The organism is Pseudomonas rhizosphaerae, assembly GCF_000761155.1.
GTDB classification, from domain to species: domain Bacteria; phylum Pseudomonadota; class Gammaproteobacteria; order Pseudomonadales; family Pseudomonadaceae; genus Aquipseudomonas; species Aquipseudomonas rhizosphaerae.
In genome coordinates, this window is sequence record NZ_CP009533.1 from 1,659,263 (window position 1) to 1,681,978 (window position 22,716).

General features: G+C 59.4%; 26 protein-coding genes and 1 tRNA gene. 19 read left to right on the plus strand and 8 right to left on the minus strand.

Features of this window, described 5'->3' with window-relative positions:
- The 4 genes from LT40_RS07460 to LT40_RS07475 are packed head-to-tail and all read left to right on the plus strand — an operon-like array spanning position 1 to position 3,402.
- Complete coding sequence (locus LT40_RS07460; RefSeq protein ID WP_043188353.1) at positions 1-1,023, plus strand: LacI family DNA-binding transcriptional regulator; 1,023 nt, start codon at positions 1-3, stop codon at positions 1,021-1,023.
- A gap of 12 nt (positions 1,024-1,035) precedes the next feature.
- A complete protein-coding gene (gene rbsK, locus LT40_RS07465; protein WP_043188356.1) occupies positions 1,036-1,953 on the plus strand; it encodes a ribokinase in 918 nt (305 codons plus the stop codon).
- A complete protein-coding gene (gene rbsD / locus LT40_RS07470; protein WP_043188359.1) occupies positions 1,950-2,354 on the plus strand; it encodes a D-ribose pyranase in 405 nt (134 codons plus the stop codon). Before rbsK ends, rbsD begins: the two co-directional genes overlap by 4 nt.
- Positions 2,355-2,382: 28 nt before the next feature.
- Positions 2,383-3,402, plus strand: a complete 1,020-nt coding sequence (locus LT40_RS07475; RefSeq protein WP_043188362.1) for a nucleoside hydrolase — start codon at positions 2,383-2,385, stop codon at positions 3,400-3,402.
- A gap of 30 nt (positions 3,403-3,432) precedes the next feature.
- Here the strand turns inward: LT40_RS07475 and LT40_RS07480 are convergent, their stop codons facing one another.
- On the minus strand, positions 3,433-3,672 hold the full coding sequence (locus LT40_RS07480; RefSeq protein WP_043193434.1) for a hypothetical protein: 240 nt from the start codon (positions 3,670-3,672) through the stop codon (positions 3,433-3,435).
- Between the two features lie 144 nt (positions 3,673-3,816).
- On the opposite strand from LT40_RS07480, the gene LT40_RS07485 reads away from it, so the two are divergent.
- Entirely contained in the window at positions 3,817-4,122 is a 306-nt protein-coding gene (locus LT40_RS07485) for a hypothetical protein (protein ID WP_043193435.1), read from the plus strand.
- Positions 4,123-4,284: 162 nt separating this feature from the next.
- Entirely contained in the window at positions 4,285-4,602 is a 318-nt protein-coding gene (locus LT40_RS07490; protein WP_043188365.1) for an I78 family peptidase inhibitor, read from the plus strand.
- Positions 4,603-4,675: 73 nt separating this feature from the next.
- Here the strand turns inward: LT40_RS07490 and LT40_RS07495 are convergent, their stop codons facing one another.
- A complete protein-coding gene (locus LT40_RS07495; RefSeq protein ID WP_043188369.1) occupies positions 4,676-4,888 on the minus strand; it encodes a cold-shock protein in 213 nt (70 codons plus the stop codon).
- A gap of 292 nt (positions 4,889-5,180) precedes the next feature.
- Positions 5,181-5,483, minus strand: a complete 303-nt coding sequence (locus tag LT40_RS07500; RefSeq protein WP_043188373.1) for a hypothetical protein — start codon at positions 5,481-5,483, stop codon at positions 5,181-5,183.
- 355 nt (positions 5,484-5,838) lie between these two features.
- Between LT40_RS07500 and thrS the strand changes: the two genes are divergently transcribed.
- The 9 genes from thrS to LT40_RS07545 all read left to right on the plus strand — a co-directional run bounded on the left by thrS (position 5,839) and on the right by LT40_RS07545 (position 13,291).
- On the plus strand, positions 5,839-7,761 hold the full coding sequence (thrS, locus tag LT40_RS07505) for a threonine--tRNA ligase (protein ID WP_043188376.1): 1,923 nt from the start codon (positions 5,839-5,841) through the stop codon (positions 7,759-7,761).
- Positions 7,761-8,312: a translation initiation factor IF-3 gene (gene infC, locus LT40_RS07510; RefSeq protein WP_192090208.1), complete on the plus strand. Its 552-nt coding sequence runs from the start codon at positions 7,761-7,763 to the stop codon at positions 8,310-8,312. The genes thrS and infC overlap by 1 nt, the downstream gene beginning before the upstream one ends.
- 60 nt (positions 8,313-8,372) lie before the next feature.
- Positions 8,373-8,567, plus strand: coding sequence for a 50S ribosomal protein L35 (rpmI, locus tag LT40_RS07515; RefSeq protein ID WP_002553160.1), 195 nt, complete (start codon positions 8,373-8,375; stop codon positions 8,565-8,567).
- 27 nt (positions 8,568-8,594) lie between these two features.
- A complete protein-coding gene (rplT, locus tag LT40_RS07520; RefSeq protein ID WP_043188388.1) occupies positions 8,595-8,951 on the plus strand; it encodes a 50S ribosomal protein L20 in 357 nt (118 codons plus the stop codon).
- 108 nt (positions 8,952-9,059) lie between these two features.
- A complete protein-coding gene (gene pheS / locus LT40_RS07525; RefSeq protein ID WP_043188391.1) occupies positions 9,060-10,076 on the plus strand; it encodes a phenylalanine--tRNA ligase subunit alpha in 1,017 nt (338 codons plus the stop codon).
- Between the two features lie 27 nt (positions 10,077-10,103).
- Positions 10,104-12,482, plus strand: a complete 2,379-nt coding sequence (pheT, locus tag LT40_RS07530) for a phenylalanine--tRNA ligase subunit beta (RefSeq protein ID WP_043188394.1) — start codon at positions 10,104-10,106, stop codon at positions 12,480-12,482.
- Between the two features lie 3 nt (positions 12,483-12,485).
- Positions 12,486-12,788 carry an integration host factor subunit alpha gene (gene ihfA, locus LT40_RS07535; protein ID WP_002553164.1) on the plus strand — a complete coding sequence of 101 codons (303 nt, stop codon included), beginning with the start codon at positions 12,486-12,488 and terminating at the stop codon, positions 12,786-12,788.
- Positions 12,769-13,125, plus strand: a complete 357-nt coding sequence (locus LT40_RS07540) for a MerR family transcriptional regulator (protein ID WP_043188397.1) — start codon at positions 12,769-12,771, stop codon at positions 13,123-13,125. Before ihfA ends, LT40_RS07540 begins: the two co-directional genes overlap by 20 nt.
- Before the next feature lie 89 nt (positions 13,126-13,214).
- Positions 13,215-13,291 (plus strand) — tRNA-Pro (locus tag LT40_RS07545).
- Between the two features lie 272 nt (positions 13,292-13,563).
- On the opposite strand, the gene LT40_RS20910 is transcribed toward LT40_RS07545, so the two are convergent.
- Positions 13,564-13,983 carry a hypothetical protein gene (locus LT40_RS20910; protein WP_052393301.1) on the minus strand — a complete coding sequence of 140 codons (420 nt, stop codon included), beginning with the start codon at positions 13,981-13,983 and terminating at the stop codon, positions 13,564-13,566.
- Positions 13,984-15,123: 1,140 nt separating this feature from the next.
- On the minus strand, positions 15,124-15,987 hold the full coding sequence (locus LT40_RS07555; RefSeq protein WP_043188400.1) for an MBL fold metallo-hydrolase: 864 nt from the start codon (positions 15,985-15,987) through the stop codon (positions 15,124-15,126).
- 90 nt (positions 15,988-16,077) lie between these two features.
- On the opposite strand from LT40_RS07555, the gene LT40_RS07560 reads away from it, so the two are divergent.
- The 4 genes from LT40_RS07560 to LT40_RS07575 all read left to right on the plus strand — a co-directional run bounded on the left by LT40_RS07560 (position 16,078) and on the right by LT40_RS07575 (position 19,897).
- Positions 16,078-16,407, plus strand: coding sequence for an ArsR/SmtB family transcription factor (locus tag LT40_RS07560; RefSeq protein ID WP_043188403.1), 330 nt, complete (start codon positions 16,078-16,080; stop codon positions 16,405-16,407).
- 41 nt (positions 16,408-16,448) lie between these two features.
- Complete coding sequence (locus LT40_RS07565; protein WP_084139741.1) at positions 16,449-18,014, plus strand: bifunctional protein tyrosine phosphatase family protein/NAD(P)/FAD-dependent oxidoreductase; 1,566 nt, start codon at positions 16,449-16,451, stop codon at positions 18,012-18,014.
- Between the two features lie 4 nt (positions 18,015-18,018).
- Entirely contained in the window at positions 18,019-18,816 is a 798-nt protein-coding gene (locus LT40_RS07570; protein WP_043188405.1) for a sulfite exporter TauE/SafE family protein, read from the plus strand.
- A 241-nt stretch (positions 18,817-19,057) separates the two neighbouring features.
- Positions 19,058-19,897: an undecaprenyl-diphosphate phosphatase gene (locus LT40_RS07575; protein WP_202807708.1), complete on the plus strand. Its 840-nt coding sequence runs from the start codon at positions 19,058-19,060 to the stop codon at positions 19,895-19,897.
- A gap of 126 nt (positions 19,898-20,023) precedes the next feature.
- On the opposite strand, the gene LT40_RS07580 is transcribed toward LT40_RS07575, so the two are convergent.
- The 3 genes from LT40_RS07580 to LT40_RS07590 are packed head-to-tail and all read right to left on the minus strand — an operon-like array spanning position 20,024 to position 22,705.
- Positions 20,024-21,412, minus strand: a complete 1,389-nt coding sequence (locus tag LT40_RS07580) for a vWA domain-containing protein (RefSeq protein ID WP_043188408.1) — start codon at positions 21,410-21,412, stop codon at positions 20,024-20,026.
- Positions 21,413-21,465: 53 nt separating this feature from the next.
- Positions 21,466-21,975 carry a hypothetical protein gene (locus tag LT40_RS07585; RefSeq protein ID WP_043188409.1) on the minus strand — a complete coding sequence of 170 codons (510 nt, stop codon included), beginning with the start codon at positions 21,973-21,975 and terminating at the stop codon, positions 21,466-21,468.
- 4 nt (positions 21,976-21,979) lie between these two features.
- Positions 21,980-22,705 (minus strand): hypothetical protein, encoded by a 726-nt coding sequence (locus LT40_RS07590; protein ID WP_043188412.1) that lies wholly within the window; start codon positions 22,703-22,705, stop codon positions 21,980-21,982.
- Between the last annotated feature and the right edge of the window lie 11 nt (positions 22,706-22,716).

Genomic DNA, 22,716 nt, shown 5'->3' on the forward strand with positions numbered 1-22,716 from the left:
ATGGCGACCATCAAGGACGTCGCGGCACGGGCGGGGATCTCCTACACGACCGTCTCCCATGTGGTGAACAACAGCCGACCGGTCAGTGCGCACGTGCGGCGCAAGGTCGAGTCGGCCATTGCCGAACTCAACTACGTGCCCAGCGCCGTGGCGCGCTCGCTGAGAGCGCGCAGCACGGCGACCATCGGTTTGCTGGTGCCTAACAGCGTCAACCCGTATTTTGCCGAACTGGCGCGAGGTATCGAGGACTGCTGCGAGCGCAATGGCTATTGCGTGATTCTGTGCAACTCTGACGACGATCCGCAGAAGCAGCGCAACTACCTGCGTGTGCTGCTGGAGAAGCGCGTCGACGGCATTGTGTTCGCTTCGGTCGGTGGCGATGCCGCGCTGACCGATATGCTGGCGGCAGTGCGCACCCCCATGGTCATCGTCGACCGCGGCTTGCACGAGGTGACGGCCGATCTGGTGTGCATCGACCACGAGCAGGGCGGTTACCTGGCCACCCTGCACCTGCTGGAGCTGGGCCATCGCGCCATTGCCTGCATCAGCGGTCCGGAGCATACCCATGTGGCCCAACTGCGGATGGACGGCTACCATCGCGCGCTCGCCGAGTACGGTGCACAGCCCGCGAAAGGCCATGTCCTGCACAGCGACTTCACCAGCCCGGGCGGCTATCGGGCGGCGGTGCAATTGCTGGCAGGCGAGCGGCCCACGGCGATCTTCGCCGCCAACGACATGATCGGTCTGGGCGTGCTGCGCGCCGCCGCCGAACAGGGCATTCGGGTACCTGAACAGTTGTCGGTCATCGGTTTCGACGACATTCAGCTGAGCCGCTATGTGTATCCGGCCTTGACCACCGTTGGCCAGCGCATCGGCGAGCTGGGTGAGGTCGCCGCCGAGCGGCTGCTGGCTCGCATTGCCGGGGCCGCAGGTGTGGCTGCCACGCAACAGGTCATCGCGCCACAGATCGTGGTGCGCGAGTCAACGGCACGATACGCCGGTCTTTCCCATGAATTGCGCTGAGAGTGGCCCAAGATGCAAGCGAACGTGTTGGTAATAGGCAGTCTGAACATGGACCTGGTCGCACAGGCCGAGCGGCTGCCACGGGCAGGAGAAACCCTGCTGGGCCAGTCCTTCGCGACGGTTCCAGGTGGCAAGGGCGCCAATCAGGCCGTCGCGGCGGCGCGCCTGGGCGGTCAGGTGGCGATGATCGGCTGTGTAGGCGCCGACGCCTATGGCCACGCGCTGCGACAGGCGCTGGCCGATGAGGGTATCGATTGCCAGGGCGTGCGGGTGGCCGAGGACGTGGCGACCGGGATTGCCATGATCGTGGTCGATGCCAACAGCCAGAATGCCATCGTGATCGTCGCGGGCGGCAACGGCCAGCTCGAATGCGCCGACATCGAACGCTTCGATGGTCTTCTGCAAGCCGCTGACGTGGTGGTGTGCCAACTGGAGATCCCCTACGCGGTAGTGGCCTTTGCACTGGAGCGTGCCCACCAGGCGGGCAAGACGGTCATTCTCAATCCCGCGCCGGCCAGTGGCCCGCTGCCGCAGGAGTGGCTGGCCTGGGTTGACTACCTGATCCCCAACGAGAGCGAAGCTCAGGCCCTCACCGGGCTGGCAGTGGACTCGGTGGACGATGCAGAGCAGGCCGCCGGCCTTTTGCACGAAGCCGGCGCAGGCAAGGTCATCATTACCTTGGGCGAGCGGGGCGTGTTGTTTGCGGCGGGCGCACAGTCCCGCCACTATCCTGGGCGCAAGGTACAGGCCGTGGATACCACGGCAGCGGGCGATACCTTCGTCGGCGGCTTCGCCGCGGCCCTGGCGCGAGGCCTGGACGAGTCGCAGGCCATCGCTTTCGGGCAGGCCGCCGCGGCGCTCTCGGTTACCCATGCTGGTGCGCAGCCTTCCATTCCCACTCTGGCGCAGGTCGAGCAGGTGCTATCGTGAAAAAGACTGCATTGCTGAACATTTCCCTGTCCCAGTTGGTCGCCTCCCTGGGCCATGGCGACATCGTCGTGATCGGCGACGCCGGCCTACCGGTGCCGCCGGGCGTGCCTATGATCGACCTGGCGCTCACGCCGGGCATTCCCAGCTTCGTCAGCACACTGGAGGTGCTGCTCAGTGAGATGCAGGTGGAGAGCCACGTGATCGCCGAGGAGATGCTCCAGGTACTGCCCCCGGCGTCGACCCGAATCCAGCAACTGCACGATCAAGGCACACTGGGCGTGCGCCAGATGGTCAGCCATGCGCGGTTCAAGGAATTGTCAAAAAGCGCCCGCGCCATTGTGCGGACCGGTGAATGCCAGCCCTACAGCAACATTGCCCTGATGGCAGGCGTTACTTTCTAGATTCATCAATGAGCACAAGGAGTGTGATATGCAACGTTTTTTCCTGACCCTGATCCGAGGATTTTCGCTGATGGCCTTGCTGACCAGTGCCACCGCCATGGCCGCCGACAAGATCGATCTGATCATCGATACCGATCCGGGTGCCGATGACTTCGTCGCCTTGCTGCTGGCCTTGTCCTCACCTGAGCAGATCAACGTTCGCGCGCTCACCACAGTGGCCGGCAACGTGCGCCTGGACAAGACTTCCCGCAACGCACGCCTGGCTCGCGAATGGGCCGGCCGCGAAGACGTACCGGTGTATGCCGGAGCGCCCAAGCCATTGGTCCGCGAGCCGATCTATGCCGCCAACGTACACGGCGAGGAGGGCGTGCCGGGTATCCCCGTGCATGAGCCCAGCAAGGGTCTCGCCGAAGGCAGCGCGGTGCAGTACCTGATCGACACCCTCAGCCAGGCCGAGCCCCACAGCATCACCCTGGCGATGCTGGGGCCACAGACCAACCTGGCGCTGGCCCTGATCCAGGCCCCGGGCATTACCCAGGGCATCAAGGAAGTGATCGTCATGGGTGGCGCGCACTTCAATGGCGGCAACATCACCCCGGTGGCCGAATTCAACCTCTTCGCCGACCCCCACGCCGCCCAGGTCGTACTGGCGAGCGGCGTCAAGCTCACTTACGTGCCGCTGGACGTCACACACAAGGTGTTGACCAGCCCGGCTCGCCTGCACCAGTTGGCCGCCTTGCAGAACAAGGCCGGTCCGCGCGTGGTGGACATTCTGCAGGCCTACGTCAAAGCCGACATGGAGCACTACGGGCTGCCCGGCGGCCCGGTGCACGATGCCAGTGTGATCGCCTATCTGCTGGCGCCTGAGCTGTTCAGTGGGCGCAACGTCAACCTGACCATCGACACTCGAGAAGGCCCTACCTTCGGCCAGACCGTGGCCGACTGGTACGGCACGCTCAAGCAACCCGCCAATGTATTCTGGGTGAACGAAGGCGATGCCCAGGGGCTTTTCGATCTGTTGACGCAGCGGTTGCAGCGTCTGCCTTGATCCGGCGAGCCCTTGCCGGGCTCGAACATTTCACAGCGTAGGTGCGTTCTTGAGGGGATGCGCCACACTGTTGGTCGTCGCTGCCAGGTGCTCGTTCGCGTAGCGCTCGAACACCTGCATGACGAAGCTGCGCGCGGCATCGGTGCCCAGAGCCTTGACCAGGACATCTACGCCGATGATCGCCAGCTCCTCGGGCGTGCCGGGGCTGAAGGAGCTTTGGCCCTGCGGCCACTGGACCTTGATGTCCGCCTTGATCGATACGTTTGCCATGCTGCTCTCGCCAACGGTCACAAGCGAACGACGTTCGCTCCTCATGCCCAAGTAAAGCATTTTCGCCAGCGCTTTACACCGGCCCTTGGGCAGATGGCAGACTGCATGGCAAACTTGCACCCATTCTTCGGCATGGAGGCTTACGTGCACATTGATCTTACCCAGAGCGGCTCACTGACCCTGGAGGCTGTCCGCGCCCTGCTGGCGTCGGGAAACCCGGCGGTCCACAACCAACTGCGCGTCAACCGAGCAGGCCTGGCCTTTCTGTCTACCCATGCGGTCGGCGGTATGGATGTGCAAGACCTGTGCTTTCGTCTCGAAACCTGGGCGGCAGGCTCTGGCTACGTAGGCGCTGCGGCGGCTGCGGACGACCTGTGGGTGCAACAGGTGCATGCCGCCTTGCAGACTCACTGGCCCGTGCCACGGTCCGACTACATTGACTTGTATTGAGCGTCCGTTGGCTACATATCCCGTGACGATTTCGCGGGCACTTCACCATGGCTCACTCGGGCAGACTACACAGGCGTGCAACCAATCCGACTGCAAGGGGTCGCACAACCTTACCCGCTGAAACAGTTACCGAACCCTTCAACCAAAGAAAGAGGAGGCTACATGCCTTTCCCGCGCAAGACCTTGTTGATCCTGATGGCAGCCCTGGCCGCCAGCGGCTGCTCCACATCCGGACCCTCGACCGGGCCATCTGCCGCTGCCGCACCTGCTTTCGACGGACGCTGCAATGCCGATGGGGCACGCTACACCGTCGGCAAGCCGGTATCAGCCGACCTGCTTGAACAGGCCAGGGTCAAGGCAGGCGCACAGGTCGCTCGCGTACTGCGTCCCCATGACATGGTCACCCTCGAGTACCGCTCCGACCGTCTCAACCTCAATGCCGATGACAACGGCCAGATCACCCGCGTCAATTGCGGCTAATCACAGCGCAATTGGCATAAATCGCAGGCGAAAAAAAACCCGTCACATGGACGGGTTTTTTCAGTCGCTCAGATTACTCTGGGCGAACTTGAGCAGCTTGCATGCCCTTTTGGCCTTTCTCAGCCACGAATGAAACGTTCTGGCCTTCTTTCAGGCTTTTGAAACCGTCCGATTCGATAGCTTTGAAGTGTACGAACAGGTCGTCACCGCCACCTTGAGGAGTGATGAAGCCGAAGCCTTTCTCATCGTTGAACCATTTTACGGTGCCGGTCTGGCGATTAGACATGGTGAATCTCCAAGAAACATAATATTCAGTAGTGCTGTGCTGCTCAGGCCAACTGGGCACACGGTCCCTATCATAGTCCAAAACCTGGACTGTGAACCCCCCTTGATTGGGGTCGGTACTCAAGGTTGTCGTCGTTTGGTCTGTTCAACGCTGCTAAGCCCCTTATTTTATTGGGCTTTGCACCTGAAAATTCTTTTAAAAAAAAACCGCATTTGGTCGTAAATAATTCAGTAGCCTGCCGTTTGCGGGCCTGAAGAACCCCCGCAGGTGCTCTTCAGGCAGGCGTGCATTGTTATTGGTTGTTGCAAACCAGCACTTCTTTCATCAGCTTTTGGCGCAGTGCCATTGGCGGCTCGACCTTCTTGTCAGTCAACTGGTCGATTTCGGCCTGGCTGAATTTCTCTTCGATCACTTTCGCGCCACAGCTGCAGTGTGCCTTGGCCTTGGCAGGGTCCACATTTTGTTGCACGGCCGCAGCTTCGCACTGAGCGGTGTATTCGGCCTTGGCATTGGCGGACAGCGCGGCAGCCTGGGCTGTGAATGGCAGCAGCAGGGCCAGGCAGGCAGTCAGGGGAAGAAGTCGTTTGAGACCCATAATGAATAGCTCCTTGTTCTCAGGCGGTATTGACTCACCTCATCTGAGGGGTGGAAAGGGCTGCAAGTTCAGCCACCGGCTCAGTTGCCGCGCTGCATGCATGGCGCACCAATCCGACGCACTATATGTGCTAGGATGCTCGGCCCAGCGTTCGGCGCAGTTTCTACAGGCTGTGCAGCCTGTTCCGCCAAGCGTGGGATTTACCTTTTTCGATTGCTCCAGTCACTCTGGTTCGTGTTCCGGTCGGCCGCAAGGCTCCTGCCAACGTAAGGCAGGCATACTGGGCGAATCGCGTACTGGCTCATCCCAACCCATGTGACCTTTGGTAGGGGTCACCACTAGGAGAGGAGGCGCCATGCCCACCATTACTCTTCCCGACGGCAGTCAGCGTTCGTTCGATCACCCGGTTTCCGTTGCCGAGGTCGCTGCATCCATCGGCGCCGGTCTGGCCAAGGCCACCGTGGCCGGCAAGGTCAACGGCCAACTGGTCGATGCCTGTGACCTGATCACCGCCGACGCCACTTTGCATATCATCACGCCCAAGGACGAAGAGGGGCTGGAAATCATTCGCCACTCCTGCGCCCACCTGGTCGGCCATGCGGTCAAGCAGCTGTACCCGACCGCGCGCATGGTGATCGGGCCCGTCATCGAAGAAGGCTTCTACTACGACATTGCCTTCGAGCGGCCTTTCACACCAGACGACATGACCGCGATCGAGCAGCGCATGCAGCAGTTGATCGACACCGAATACGACGTGATCAAGAAAGTCACGCCGCGCGCCGAAGTCATCGACGTGTTCACCGCTCGCGGCGAAGACTACAAGCTGCGCCTGGTCGAAGACATGCCGGATGAGCAGGCCATGGGCCTGTACTATCACGAAGAATACGTCGACATGTGCCGCGGTCCGCACGTGCCGAACACGCGCTTCCTCAAGTCCTTCAAGCTGACCAAGCTGTCCGGTGCCTACTGGCGCGGCGATGCCAAGAACGAACAGCTGCAGCGCGTGTATGGCACTGCCTGGGCGGACAAGAAGCAGCTGGCGGCCTACGTCAAGCGCATCGAGGAAGCCGAAAAGCGCGATCACCGCAAGATCGGCAAGCGCCTGGGCTTGTTCCACCTTCAGGAAGAAGCGCCTGGCATGGTTTTCTGGCACCCGAACGGCTGGACCGTCTACCAGGTGCTCGAGCAGTACATGCGCAAGATCCAGCGCGAGAACGGTTACCTGGAAATCAAGACGCCGCAGGTGGTCGATCGTAGCCTGTGGGAAAAATCCGGGCACTGGGCCAACTACGCCGAGAACATGTTCACCACCGAGTCGGAAAATCGCGACTACGCCATCAAGCCGATGAACTGCCCATGCCACGTGCAGGTGTTCAACCAGGGCCTGAAAAGCTACCGCGAGTTGCCACTGCGTCTGGCCGAGTTCGGCGCCTGCCACCGCAACGAGCCTTCAGGCGCGCTGCACGGCATCATGCGCGTGCGCGGCTTCGTCCAGGACGACGCGCATATCTTCTGCACCGAAGAGCAGATGCAGTCCGAATCGGCGGCCTTCATCAAGCTGACCATGGACGTCTATGCCGACTTCGGCTTCAAGGATATCCAGCTCAAGCTATCGACTCGCCCCGAGAAGCGCGTCGGTTCCGATGAGCTGTGGGATCGTGCCGAGTCGGCCCTGGCTGCAGCGCTCGATGCCGCTGGCCTGCCGTACGATCTGCAGCCGGGCGAGGGCGCCTTCTACGGTCCCAAGATCGAATTCTCGCTGAAGGATTGTCTGGGTCGAGTCTGGCAATGCGGTACACTGCAGCTCGATTTCAACCTGCCGATCCGCCTGGGTGCCGAATACGTCACCGAAGACAACGGTCGCAAGCATCCGGTCATGCTGCACCGGGCGATCCTGGGTTCGTTCGAGCGCTTCGTCGGTATTCTGATCGAGCACTACGAGGGCGCATTCCCGGCCTGGCTGGCTCCGGTGCAGGCTGTGGTGATGAATATCACTGATAAACAAGCCGATTTCGTGCATCTGGTCGAAAAAAATCTGACGGAAAGCGGGTTTCGTGCCAAGTCCGACTTGAGAAATGAAAAGATCGGCTTTAAAATCCGTGAGCATACTTTGCTCAAGGTTCCTTATCTCCTGGTCATCGGGGACAAGGAAGTTGAAACGCAAACTGTCGCTGTGCGTACCCGTGAAGGCGCTGACCTGGGCTCCATGCCCATCGCGCAATTCACCGAGTACCTTGCACAAGCGGTTTCCCGGCGTGGTCGCCCAGATTCGGAGTAATTATTATTAAGCGTGAAATGAGACAAGATAAACGAGCTGCACCGAAAGCCCCGATCAACGAGAATATCTCGGCACGCGAGGTTCGGTTAATTGGCGCTGACGGCGAGCAGATTGGCATCGTCTCTATCGATGAAGCGCTTCGTATCGCTGAAGAAGCGAAGCTGGACCTGGTGGAAATCTCCGCCGATGCCCTCCCGCCCGTATGCCGGGTGATGGACTACGGCAAATCGATCTTCGAGAAGAAGAAGCAGGTTGCCGCGGCGAAGAAGAACCAGAAACAGGTTCAGGTAAAAGAAATCAAGTTTCGTCCAGGGACGGAAGAAGGGGATTACCAGGTAAAACTCCGCAACCTGGTACGTTTCCTGAGTGATGGGGACAGGGCCAAGGTATCCTTGCGATTCCGCGGCCGTGAGATGGCGCATCAGGAGCTGGGTATGGAGCTGTTGAAGCGGGTCGAAGGTGACCTGCTCGAATACGGCTCCGTCGAACAGCATCCGAAGATGGAAGGACGCCAGCTGATCATGGTCATCGCCCCCAAGAAAAAGAAATAACCACCAGGGCACGGCAGGCCTTGCGGTTATGTTTATCAATTGAATGTGGAGTACCCGAACATGCCAAAGATGAAAACCAAGAGTGGTGCAGCTAAGCGGTTTTTGAAAACCGCTAACGGCATCAAGCACAAGCACGCTTTCAAGAGCCACATCCTGACCAAAATGTCGACCAAGCGTAAGCGTCAACTGCGCGGTAGCAGCTTGCTGCATCCGTCTGACGTGGCAAAAGTCGAGCGCATGCTGCGCCTTCGTTAATTTCGGTCAAAGATAGAGGACTAACTCATGGCTCGTGTTAAGCGTGGCGTCATTGCCCGTAAGCGTCACAAGAAAATTCTGAAACTGGCTAAAGGCTACTACGGCGCTCGTTCGCGCGTATTCCGTGTTGCCAAGCAAGCGGTCATCAAGGCAGGCCAGTACGCCTACCGCGACCGTCGTCAGAAAAAACGTCAGTTCCGCGCCCTGTGGATCGCTCGTATCAATGCTGGTGCTCGTGTAAACGGTCTGTCCTACAGCCGTTTCATCGCTGGCCTGAAAAAAGCGTCCATCGAGATCGACCGCAAGGTTCTGGCTGATCTGGCAGTGAACGAAAAAGCGGCGTTTGCTGCGATTGTCGAGAAAGCTAAAGCCTCGCTGGCCTAAGTACCCCGACAATCACCCTGCCTGCCGTCGGCAGGCCTGGGTGTTAAACGTCATGAATAGGGGAAGAGCCTTCAAGCTCTTCCCCTATTTCGTATCTGGAGTCTGTACATGGAAAACCTGGATGCGCTGGTCTCCCAAGCTTTGGAGGCCGTGCAACACGCTGAAGACATCAATGCCCTGGAGCAGATCCGGGTTCAATTCCTTGGCAAGAAAGGCGAACTGACTCAGGTGATGAAGACCCTGGGCAACCTGCCTGCCGATGAGCGGCCCAAGGTGGGCGCGCTGATCAACGAAGCCAAGGAGCGTGTCACAGATGTCCTCAATGCGCGCAAGGCGGCTTTCGAAGAAGCCGAGCTGAGCGCCAAGCTCGCTGCCGAGCAGATCGACGTTACCCTGCCTGGCCGCGGCCAGACCACAGGCGGCCTGCACCCTGTCACTCGGACGCTGGAGCGTATCGAGCAGTTCTTCACCCATATCGGCTACGGCATTGCCGAAGGCCCCGAGGTGGAAGACGACTATCACAACTTCGAAGCGCTCAACATCCCTGGCCATCACCCGGCCCGCGCGATGCATGACACCTTCTATTTCAATGCCAACATGTTGCTGCGTACCCACACCTCACCGGTGCAGGCGCGGACCATGGAATCGCAACAGCCTCCGATTCGGGTCGTCTGCCCGGGCCGGGTCTATCGTTGCGACTCGGATATCACCCACTCGCCGATGTTTCATCAGGTCGAGGGGTTGCTGATCGACCGCGACATCAACTTTGCGGACTTGAAAGGCACCATCGAGGAATTCCTGCGGGTGTTCTTCGAAAAAGAGCTGGCGGTACGTTTCCGTCCCTCGTTCTTCCCCTTCACCGAGCCTTCGGCTGAAGTCGATATCCAATGCGTGATGTGCAGCGGCAAAGGCTGCCGAGTCTGCAAACAGACCGGCTGGCTGGAAGTGCTGGGCTGCGGCATGGTGCACCCCAACGTGCTGCGCATGTCGGGTATCGACCCCGAAGAGTTCCAGGGTTTTGCTTTCGGCATGGGCGCAGAACGTCTGGCCATGCTGCGTTACGGCGTCAACGATTTGCGCCTGTTCTTCGACAACGACTTGCGGTTCCTCGCGCAATTTCGCTAGCCGTAACGAATCTTTCAGGAGAGCAGGATGAAATTCAGTGAACAATGGCTGCGTGGCTGGGTAAGCCCGCAGGCCTCGCGTGACGAGCTGGTAGCGCGTCTGTCGATGGCAGGTCTGGAAGTGGACAGCGTGACCTTGGCCGCAGGCGAGTTCAGCGGTGTGGTCGTGGGCGAGGTGCTCGCCACCGAGCAGCACCCTGACGCCGACAAATTGCGCGTTTGCCAGGTCAGCGATGGCAGCGAGACTTTTCAGGTGGTCTGTGGTGCGCCGAACGTGCGTCCCGGCCTGAAGATTCCGTTCGCCAAGATCGGTGCACAGTTGCCCGGTGACTTCAAGATCAAGAAAGCCAAGCTGCGCGGCGTCGAGTCCAACGGCATGCTGTGCTCGCAGTCCGAGCTGCAGGTCGGTGAAGGCAACGAAGGCCTGATGGAGCTGCCGGCCGATGCACCCACCGGTGAAGATTTCCGGGTTTACCTGGGGTTGGACGACGCCAGCATTGAGGTCGACCTGACTCCGAACCGTGGCGACTGCCTGTCCCTGGCTGGTCTTGCCCGGGAAGTGGGCGCGCTCTACGGTGCACCGGTGACGCGTCCGGTGATCGCTGCCGTTGCACCGGTCAACGACGAAGTCCTTGCGGTAGACGTACTCGCGCCGGCGGCTTGCCCACGTTTCCTGGGCCGCGTGGTACGCAATGTCGACCTGTCCAAGGCAACTCCGCTGTGGATGGTCGAACGCTTGCGCCGCAGCGAAGTGCGCAGCATCGATGCCGCCGTGGACATCACCAACTACGTGATGATCGAGCTGGGCCAGCCGATGCACGCCTACGACCTTGCCGAAATCGACGGCGGCATCCGCGTACGCATGGCCGAGGAGGGCGAGAAGATCACCCTGCTTGACGGTCAGGAAGTCACCTTGCGCGGCGAGACCCTGGTGATCGCCGACCACGTACGACTGCTGGGTATTGCCGGCGTCATGGGTGGCGAGAACAGCGGCGTGACCGCCAAGACCCGCGATGTGTTCCTTGAAGCGGCTTTCTTCGAGCCGATCTCGGTAGCTGGCAAGGCACGCTCCTATGGGCTGCACACCGATGCCTCCCATCGTTTCGAGCGTGGTGTCGATTCGAACCTGGCACGCGAAGCCATGGAGCGTGCGACTGCGCTGCTGCTGGAAATCGCCGGCGGTGAGCCCGGCCCGATCATCGAAAGCGTCAGCCAGCAGCATCTGCCGCAGGTCGCGCCGATCACCCTGCGCGCCGAGCGCGTCAGCCAGATGCTGGGCCTGGAACTGGGCGCCAGCGAGATTCAAACGCTGCTGACCGGCCTTGGTTTGGGCGTGAAGGCCAGCGGGGAAGGGCAGTGGTCGGTCGAAGTACCCAGCCACCGCTTCGACATCAGCCTTGAAGTCGATCTGATCGAGGAACTGGCTCGGCTTTACGGCTACAACCGTCTACCGGTTCGCTACCCGCAGGCGCGTTTGGCGCCACAGGCCAGTCCGGAAGCTCGCTCCGACCTGCCCGCCTTGCGCCGTCTGCTGGTCGCACGTGGTTATCAGGAAGCGATCACCTACAGCTTCATCGATCCAAAGCTGTTCGAGCTGTTCAGCCCTGGCGTCGAGCCGCTGTTGCTGGCCAACCCGATCTCGGCCGACATGGCGGCAATGCGCTCGTCGCTGTGGCCGGGCCTGGTCAAGGCCCTGCAACACAACCTCAACCGCCAGCAGGATCGCGTTCGCTTGTTCGAAAGCGGCTTGCGCTTCGTCGGTCAGTTGGATGGCCTGAAGCAAGAGCCCATGCTGGCTGGCGTGGTGTGCGGCAGCCGCCTGCCCGAAGGCTGGGCACAGGGTCGCGAGACCGTGGATTTCTTCGACGTCAAAGCCGACGTCGAAGCGGTGCTCGGCTTCGCCGGCGCGCTCGATGCCTTCACCTTCGTTCCCGGCCAGCACCCCGCGTTGCATCCGGGCCAGACCGCACGGATCGAACGTGACGGACAGGAAGTAGGGTATCTCGGCGCATTGCACCCGGAACTGGTGAAGTCGCTGGGTCTGGATCGCACCGTGTTCGTCTTCGAGCTGGTGCTGGCCGAAGTATCCGAAGGTCGTCTGCCGAAATTCCAAGAGCTGTCGCGTTTCCCTGAAGTGCGTCGTGACCTGGCCTTGCTGGCCGATCGTGATGTGGCTTCGAGCTCAGTGTTGGCGGTAATTCGAGAGAATGCAGGCGAATGGCTCACGGACCTCAGGCTGTTTGACGTCTACCAGGGTAAAGGCATTGATCCTCATAGAAAAAGCCTGGCTGTTGGCTTGACCTGGCAGCATCCATCGCGCACTCTTAACGACGATGAGGTGAATACCACGACACAAGCCATCCTCACCTCGCTCGAACAAAGGTTGAACGCCACGTTAAGGAAGTAGCGCATGGGGGCTTTGACGAAAGCTGAAATGGCGGAACGTCTTTATGAAGAGTTGGGCCTGAACAAGCGAGAGGCCAAGGAATTGGTCGAGCTGTTCTTCGAAGAAATCAGGCACGCTCTTGAAGACAACGAGCAGGTCAAATTGTCGGGTTTCGGCAATTTCGACCTTCGGGACAAACGCCAGCGGCCTGGCCGCAATCCGAAAACCGGTGAAGAAATCCCGATCACGGCTCGCCGCGTGGTCACCTTTCGTCCAGGGCAGAAACTGAAAGCCCGAGTTGAGGCCTATGCTGGAACCAAGTCATAACGACGAACTTCCGCCCATTCCCGGCAAGCGCTACTTCACCATCGGTGAAGTCAGCGACTTGTGTGCCGTCAAGCCTCACGTGCTGCGGTACTGGGAGCAGGAATTTCCTCAGCTCAACCCCGTGAAGCGTCGCGGAAACCGTCGGTATTACCAGCGCCAGGACGTGCTGATGATCCGCCAGATCCGCGCGCTGCTGTATGACCAGGGTTTCACCATCGGCGGTGCGCGTCTGCGTCTGTCCGGTGACGAAGCCAAGGATGACACCACGCAGTACAAGCAATTGATTCGCCAGACCATCTCCGAGCTCGAAGATGTGTTGAGTGTCCTCAAGAAGTGAATTTCTGGAAAAAAATACTTCCATAATTCAAATGCTTAAGGTATATTTCTCGACGTTCTCAGAGGTTCTGGAACAGCTTTACGCTCGGTCGGGGCGTAGCGCAGCCCGGTAGCGCACTTGCATGGGGTGCAAGGGGTCGAGTGTTCGAATCACTCCGTCCCGACCATTTATTCTAATGACTTAGCCCAATCTTCACAGGTTGGGCTTTTTCATGCGTGGGGACTTTTTCGGGACATCATCCGATTTTCCCGTCAAGACCAGCCCGCGCAAGTCGGTCGCCGATGGATCGGGCTGGTAGTTATGTGTCATCTCCTCGTCAGTATGGCAAGCGATCCTCTGCCCTCCCTCTCTGAAGCGCTTTTAGACGCGCAGACCGATTGCTTCAAGGCCTGGCGTTGATATATGTGTGGGGTACATGCAACGCTGGGGGAAATTCGATCACCTTAGCTTTGTCAGCAGCGCAGGTATCACTGGGTGATATTTTTGAGGTCCCAAATACTGCTGCGCCATCCACCACGCAGCACCGAGCGCTGATGCTACAACCGTCGCCAAACCTAGGAGAGCCAGGAACGTTAGTCGTCCTTTTGTCACCATGTGATTTTCGATGTTAGCAAGTCGATTCTCTACGGCTTGCGACGACAGCTTGAGCGCTACGATATCGCCAGCAACGCCTTTAACATCGACCTTGATCGAGGAAATGTCACTGCGCACGTATTCCATATGACTTTCAAGCTTTGCAACTCTAGGTTCCACGTTATTGCCTCCGCTGGGTGGACCTCCGCCGCCCCGCTTGGGTTGGTCCCGGTCCGTGTCATGGAGTTTATACTCGTCCTTCATCCAGCTGATGTTATCACTCATCGGTTGGATCTCCGGACACATTCCACGGATAGCGGCCGTCGTAGATCCTGCCCGTACGGGAGTCTATCTGCTCAAGGGCGTCAAAAACCTCTCGGAATTTATTCCAAGCGCTATCTGCCCTTTCCTTGGCCTCGCCTTCCAGCGGCATTGCTTTCATAGCAAGTAGCATATCGAGCGTAACTGAGGTCAAAACACCCACTGCAGATCTTAGGGGGCCGATTACCTGTGTCAGCGCAGAGTATCCACCGGGCCATCCAAAAATTTGCTCACGTGTTCAGGAAGGCTGTCAGGCCCTTTTTCATCTGCCATATGAGGCTCCTAGCCAAAAAAATGAATGTCACTCTTTTTTGCATTCCATCTCGTCAGAGCCGCGCCTGTTAACGGCCGCGTCATCGATGAGCACCGTTCTATTTGCGGTCATCGGGACACCAGTAGCTCACTCCACACGCATAGCACGCGCGCGAAAAATGTCTCTGCCCTCTACCTTCACTGCCATGGCCGAATGCATGACGCTGTCAGCTACTCTCTTCAGATATCCTTCCCAATGGCATGCGGTCCCTCCGCGTTCTAGAGCGTTCCAGGGCATCTATGTGTGATCTTAGCACTGCCCAGGACCGCGCTCACATCGACAATTCGGCCGGCGAGGTCTAAAAGTGTCGCAAGTTAATTGGGGAGGATGATGTTCGGTGATCGAATCGATGATCCAAGCACTGCGGTAGCTGGCAGCCCAGCTTTCTGAGCTTTTCTACAAGCCAAGGCCGCTTGTTGCGACCGCCTGCAATAGCTCGTAGCTTTAGTCGCTCAGCGTCATGGCGCTCACTGGCCAAGATTTGAATGCGGTCCACTTCTGCTGGCGAAACACAGAGAAAACCATCTTCGTCGCCAACGATCAGAGCACTTGGTTCGATCACCATGCCGTTAATAGCAATTGGTAGTGCAAGGGGTCGAGTGTTCGAATCACTCCGTCCCGACCATTTATTCCTAAGTGAAATCGGACAGTTAAGCCACTTCTCATAAGTGGCTTTTTTGAGCCCGCGCAAAACTATCTGGTGATTTCTCTGATATCCAAGTCAGCGTCAACCTCTGACCAGACCGGCCCAGCCCAGCCCAGCCCAGCCCAGCCCAGCCCCCCAGACATCCTCAAAACCTGTTCACCGGAATCTTCAAGCTGCACAACCCGCTCTCATCCGCAGGTGGCAGGTTTCCGGCCCGGATATTCACCTGTAGTGCCGGCAGCAACAGCGCAGGGACCGACAGGCTGACATCCCGAGTGGTGCGCATGCGCACGAACGACGCCAGATCCGAAGCATCACTGACGTGAATGTTCTTCTCGCGCTGCTCGGCGACAGTGCTTATCCAACACGCTTCCCTACCAGCGGGAGGGTAGTCATGACACATGTACAGTCGGGTGTGCGAGGGCAGGTTCAGTAGCCGCTTGATCGATCCATACATCTGCTCGGCATCCCCGCCTGGAAAATCGCACCGGGCGGTGCCAACGTCTGGCATGAACAGCGTATCGCCGACGAAGACATGTAAGTCGTCGACCAGATAGGCGATGTCTGCCGGCGTGTGTCCAGGTACATGCAGAACTTTCACCGGGATCGCGCCGATGTGAAACGCCTCGTCCGCGTCGAACAGTCTGTCGAACTGCGAACCATCGGGCAGGAAACTGGGTTCGAGGTTGTAGATGTCGCGAAACACCTTCTGTACCGCTGTGATCTGCGCACCGATGCCGATCTGGCCGCCGAGTTTGTCCCTGAGGTAGGCGCTGGCGGACAGGTGGTCCGCATGCGCGTGGGTTTCCAGTAACCACTGCACCTGTAGCCGGTGCTCATTCACGAACGCGATGATACGGTCTGCACTATCGGTGTGGATGCGTCCGGCTTTGGCATCGTAGTCCAGCACGGGATCCACGATCGCGCAGGGGCCTCCCGAGGCCTCGAAAATGACATAGCTCACGGTTGCCGTGGCGGTGTCGTAGAAGCCTTCAATCTGCGCGGTCATTGCCAGCCCCCTTGCTTAACGTCATTACACTATATTGAAAGATATACTATCCAATCGTAGACTGTCGATCTTCCACTGTCGGGGCTTGCCATGTCTGCTCAATTGTCCGCCGAGGAAATCGGTCTGCTGCGCGATTCAGCCGCCAAGGCGTGTGCCCTGCTGAAAGCGCTGGCCAACGAAGACCGTCTGTTGCTGCTGTGCCAATTGACCCAAGGCGAGCGCAACGTGGGCGAGCTGGAGGCATTGTCCGGGATCAGGCAGCCGACGTTGTCTCAGCAGTTGGGCGTCCTGCGTGAGGAGGGCATGGTCAACACCCGCAGAATGGGTAAGTACATCTACTACTCGCTGGCCAGTTTCGAAGTGGTCTCTCTGATGCAGACGCTATCGGGCCTGTACTGCGGCCAGGCGCTCAAGAAGTAAGCCTCAGCACTATCACACAGCGTACATGCCTGGAGTTTGCAATGGAGCAAGTGGTAAAGCGTATAGACGCAGGGTTCTCGGTGGCTGGCCAGCTCGATCCGGGCAATTTGTCTGAAGTGCGGGCCATGAGCTTCGCCAGCGTGATCTGCAACCGTCCGGATCATGAGGGTGGAGTGGATCAACCCGATCATCTGGCGATGGAGCGAGCGGCTATCGCGGTAGGGCTGGAGTTCCGCTACCTGCCTGTAGCGAGCGCGGGTGCCACGGCTGCGCAGGGGCAAGCGCTGAAGGCGCTTCTGGAGCAACTGCCCGCGCCTGTCCTTGCCTACTGCCGTACCGGCAATCGATCCGCCAAGCTCTACGAGCTGGCGACCCAGGGTAGCCCTGAAACCCGGCTGTACGATGTGGTGGTCATGGGCGGTGGTTCAGCCGGCATTGCGGTGGCGGCCAGTCTGCTCAAGCGAGATTCGTCGTTACGCGTCGCGATCGTCGAGCCGGCCAGCGAGCATTACTACCAACCCGCCTGGACGCTCGTGGGCGGGGGTGCCTACAACATCGATGACACCCTGCGCCCAATGGCCAGCGTCATTCCTCAAGGCGCGCACTGGATCAAGGCGTCGGTATCGGCCTTCGCGCCTGGCCGTCAGCGTGTGTTGCTCAGCGATGGTACCGAGCTGGGTTACCAGCAGCTCATCGTCTGCCCCGGCCTGCAGCTGGCCTGGGAGAAAATCGAGGGTCTCGAAGACACGCTTGGCAAGCATGGGGTGACCTCGAACTACCGACACGACCTGGCGCCCTACACCTGGGAGCTGGTGCGCTCGTTGCGCAGTGGGAGGGTCTTGTTCAGCCAGCCGGCGATGCCGATCAAATGCGCAGGCGCTCCGCAGAAGGCGATGTACCTGTCCTGCGATCACTGGCGCAAGGAGGGCGTGCTGAAGTCGATTTGCGTGGAATTCAACCTTGCAGGTCCGGTGTTGTTCGGGGTTGTTGCATTCGTCGCCCCGCTGATGAAGTACGTCGAAACGTACGGCGCAGCACTGGCCTTTCAGTCCAATCTGGTCAAGGTCGACGGTCCCGGCAAGACCGCCTGGTTCGATGTAACGGACGCGGACGGCAATGTGACCCGTGTGCAGAAGTGTTTCGATGTGCTGCACGTCGTGCCACCTCAGCAAGCGCCGGATGTGATTCGTCGCAGCGAATTGGCCGACAAGGCGGGCTGGTTCGAAATCGATCCGGCGACCTTGCAGCATCCTCGCTACCCGGAAATCTTCGCCGCGGGCGATGTCTGCGGCACCGGCAATGCCAAGACCGCTGCGGCTGCGCGCAAGCAGGTCGTGGTGGTCGCCGAGAACCTCATGGCATTGCGCAAGGGCCGGGAACTGCCTCGCCGTTATGACGGCTACGGCTCGTGTCCGCTCACTGTCGAGAAGGGCAAAGTCATATTGGCCGAGTTCGGCTATGGCGGGAAATTGCTGCCGACGTTCCCGATGGACCCAACCATACCGCGCCGGTCGGCGTGGTTCCTCAAGGCGCGCTTTCTGCCGTGGTTCTATTGGAACGGCATGCTCAAGGGGCGCGAGTGGTTCACCGACTGCGCCTCGAAGTGATCGGATGCTGACCTTCCTGCTGGGGGCCTGCGTGGGCCTGGTCCTGGGGCTCACCGGCGCAGGGGGTGGCATCCTGGCGATTCCGGCGCTGACTCTGGGGCTGGGTTGGTCGGTGACCCAGGCCACGCCTGTCGCCTTGCTCGCGGTAGGCAGCGCTGCCCTGATCGGCGCGATGCAGGGGTTGCGCCAAGGCCTGGTGCGCTACAAGGCGGCAGCGACGATGGCTGCGGTAGGCTGGCTGGTTGCGCCGCTGGGACTTTACATCGCCACGCGGGTCCCCGGCACAGCGCTGATGACCCTGTTCGCTGCCGTCATGCTGGTGGTGGCGGGCCGTATGTACCTGCAGGCCAGGGCTGACAACGAAGCGCAAGGCACGTTACAGCGCAACTGCATGCTCGATCCTGCCACGGGCCGGCTCGACTGGAACGCCCGATGCCTGGCTACCCTGGCCTCGATTGGCGCAGCGTCCGGATTCTTGACCGGCTTGTTGGGCGTGGGGGGAGGGTTTCTCATCGTCCCCGCCTTTCGAAAATTCAGCGATGTGCGCATGCACGGTGTGGTGGCCACCTCGTTGATGGTTGTCACACTGGTCTCGCTGGGCACCTTGTGCCATTTGTTCAGCCAGGGGGTCAGGTTTTCTTCAGCAGGCGCTTTGTTCACCTTTTCGGCACTGGTCGGGATGGTCTGCGGTCGCCTTGCAGCGCCGAACGTACCTGAGCGGCTTTTGCAGCGAATGTTTTCTGTTCTTTGTGCAGGTGTGAGCCTGCTGATGCTGGGCAAGGTTTTCTATGGCATGGGTTGAAAGGTCGAGGAGTCAGTGTTCAGGACTAAACTCACCTTCGCACGCTGAATGTCGATGCTGCGATTACGCTGGAATCCATATCCCGCCTCCGCACCTCGCTGCTCAGCGGCGCACCGTTACCAAATCAACATTCGCGTTCAAGAATCTTTATCCAATCCAGCGGTCAGTTACTCCCGATGTACCCTATGTGTTGCCATTTGCGGCAGACCAACCGAAGAACTGAATTGGGAGCTGCTGAGGCATGAGTGAACTGAGTATCTGGCTGGAAGCGATAATCCTGGGGCTGGTGCAGGGTTTGACGGAGTTTTTACCGGTGTCTTCCAGCGCGCACCTGCGCATTATCGGGCCATTGCTGCCCTCGGGTGGCGACCCAGGCGCAGCCTTCACTGCCATCACCCAACTGGGCACCGAGGCCGCGGTGCTGCTGTATTTTCGCAAAGACATCCTGCGCATCGCCTTGGCCTGGATCAGGTCGCTCGGCGACGCCGCGTCCCGCAGTAACCCCGACGCCAGAATGGGCTGGTTGATCATCATCGGCACCTTGCCTATCTCGATCCTGGGCTTGGTGTTCAAGGATTACATCGAAGGAAGCCTGCGTAACCTTTACCTGACGGCGACCATGCTGATCGTGTTCGCACTGATCCTGGCGGCGGCCGATAAACTGGGACGCAAGGAGCGCAAGCTCGATCAACTGACCTGGACCCAGGGCCTGATATTCGGCTGCGCCCAAGCGCTGGCCTTGATTCCCGGCGTATCACGCTCGGGCGGCACCATCACCGCCGGGCTGATCATGGGCTACACGCGTGAGGCAGCAGCTCGCTATTCGTTCCTGCTGGCGGTACCGGCGGTGATCGCTTCGGGTTTCTATCAGCTGTACCGCAGCTGGGGCGAGCCTGGCGTGTTCTCCGGCGGCCCCACGTTGCTGGCCACGGTCATTGCATTCGTGGTCGGTTACGGGGTGATCGTGGTGTTCCTCAAACTGGTTTCGACCAAGAGCTACATGCCATTCGTGTACTACCGCATCGCCCTGGGGCTGGGCGTGATGGCGCTTCTGGGCATGGGCGCTCTCAGCGCTGTGTGACCGCTGCGGGAGTGTGTGGGGTGGCTTGACCAGCAATGCAGACTGACGGCGACTACGTCATTTGCATTGTGCTGCCGGTGGCGGCAAGGGACCCCGGTCGCTCTTTCGTGGCTAAGCTCTCGTGATTCAAGGACAGCCGGGTGTTTTCAAAACTTCTTTGGAAGCCTCCTGAAGCATGTCCTTGAGTTCGATGGCGTCACGGCTCGCGTAGATCCGTCCCCCCGTGTTTTCCGCCATGCAATTGGAAAGCGCGTTTTTACCGATATTGACAACATTGACCTTCAGCTTCGGCTGGTCTTGGGCAATACGTCGGGATACCGCACAGGCATCCTGCTGGCAGTTATCCTGGCCGTCGATGAACATCACGATGTAGGCATCGCGATTGCGTCCGTCGACTGTCGAAGCAGCTTGCGCCAAGCTTTCCGCCAAGGGCGTTCCGTAGTCGGCCCTCAAACCGTTTATGCCTTTGATCAGCTGTGATCGCTGCGGTGTGGGAAACAACCCGTAATCTGCGACTCTCCCACAGCCTTCGAATGCCATGAAGCGCATGTCGATCTGGGGCAGTAGGTTGTCGATCATTTTGGCCAGTGAAACTTTGGCAACGTCCAGCCGCGTGGGTTGGGTCAGTAGTGGCGCGACGCGAGGATCGCGAGGGTCTAGTCGGGCGCCGACCTCTCCGTACCATTGATCGTCCCTGGGCGAGGTTTTGACGTTTAGGTTCATCGAGCCGGAGGTGTCCAGCACTACGACGAATTGTGGCGGTATCGCGGGGTCTGCTGGTTTAGGGCAAGCCTTGGTTTGCTTCGTGTTCTCGATAGGTTTGGATTTTGGTACCGGCACAGGCACAGGTAAAGCTGGTTCAGGTTCAGGTTCAGGGATCGGCTCGGGTACCCCTTCAGGTAGAAGTTCAGGATCAGGTAACGGAACCGCCACTTGAGGCTGAACCATGGCAGCGGGTGTGGCTGGCACCGGCTCTGTGACCGGTGCGCGCAAAAACCACCACACAAGAAAAGCCAGTAGCAGCAAGGCCAGCGCGAGCAACAGCCAAGGCCATAAGCGCCTGCGAACGGGGCTAGAGGCGATAACGGTCGTTGTGGCGGGTAACACCGGAGTCACCGGCTTGGGCTTCAACATATGCCAGCAGATTACCAGCGGCTCGCCATTCAGGCTGTAGAGATTGCCTGGTAATGGCTCGCCGATAAGGCTACGTAAGCTGGCCGCCGTGTCCGACTGGCCTTTGCTTTGTTGTTCATCGGCCACCCGTTCAAGCGAATGCTGGCGCTGCTCAAAGGTATGCAGTAGTTGACGCTGCTGACCCTCGTTCAAGGCGTTGAACGCTATCGCCTGACCGCCCAGCTCCGTCCACCACTCAAGCACGTCACCGCTGCCTGTACGTGGAATGGCATACAGGCTGGCAACGTTGGGGGCAGCGTATTTGCGGACGATCTCGAGCTTGGCGTCGAGTGCGGTCATGTCGCGCGCAGATAGGCTGGCATCTCTGATGACCCGCTGCATTATGCTATCTCTTGCAAAAATTCAGACGTCCCAGGCGGGGCGCTGGTTTGATTTTATTGGTCGAAGCCAAGGCTAAGCTGCAACTTGCTGACTTTCTTCTGCAGGGCTTTGAGCTCTTCTTGCTTGGCTGCCAGCTGCTGCGGATTGCTGCTCTGCGGCTGACTCTGGGCAGTTTGCAATTGGCTTTGAAGCGAGCTGATCTGTTTTTGCACGGACGTTTTATTAGCGTGTCGACTCTTGAGTGCTGAAAGCAGCTGTCCCAATGACTGGTTCAGTGACGCCTGAGCCTGTTGCTGTGCTTGCAGATCCTTGCGTGTCGCGGCCTGTTCGGCAGCAATGCTGTCGTAGACCCGTTTGAACATCGCGTTTTCATGGCGCGCAGCGATCAGTTCGTTTTCTTTACTTTTGACTTGATCACTGTATCCGCCGGTGTAATCGCAGTTCATCTTGGTGATCATGCTCACGTCACGATTGGTGGCGTCGCATGAGCCGGGAGCTGTAGCGCAACCGGAAAGCGCCCAGGCACCTCCCAGGCAGACAAGCAAGCTAACGGTCGTATTCATGAGGTCAACCCAGGGTGATAGCAGAACGTTGGCTGTACAGACCGTCGACTTCTTTCTGCAGCGCGGCGACCTTTTCATTCATTTTCAGAATGTTGATATCAACAGCCTTGAGCTCGGCACTGCTACCTTGCGCTCGCTCGGCATCGGCGACCTTGGTGTACTCAGTGACCTTGCCGCGCATGTTGCCCACCTCCTTACGCAGGTAAGTGATGTTCTCGTCAATGCTAGCGATGTCAGATTGCGCCTTGGCCTTGTCCAGCTTCTTCGCAATTATGTCGCGCTTGATCTGGGCGATACTCTGCTGGTCATCGCTGATGACCTGCTGTGCCACGGCCGTTCGAGCAACGACTTTGTCGGTATCAGCCTGAACATCCCGGGTGATAACCTGCAGCCGTTCAGTGGTATTGGCATACTGGCTGCGACGTTGGTCCAGGTAGTAGTTGGCGCCCATTGCTACGCCGCACGCCGCTATACCGGCAACGACGGCACAGGCGGCCTTATTGCCTGAGTTGGACAGGGCGCAAGCCAGCACGCCAGCGCCAGCGGCGACTGCACAGGCCTGATAGCCTGACTTGGTGAAGAATTCAGCGGTCGCTCCTTGCGTCAGACGCGGGTCTGGCGAATTGCCTATAAGGCTACTGCCTGTAGATGCACACCCGGTCAGCAGAATGCTGCCTGCCACGACAAAGCTGATCATCAGCTTGGAATGGAAACGCAGGCCTTGAGTCATGGTGTAGCTCC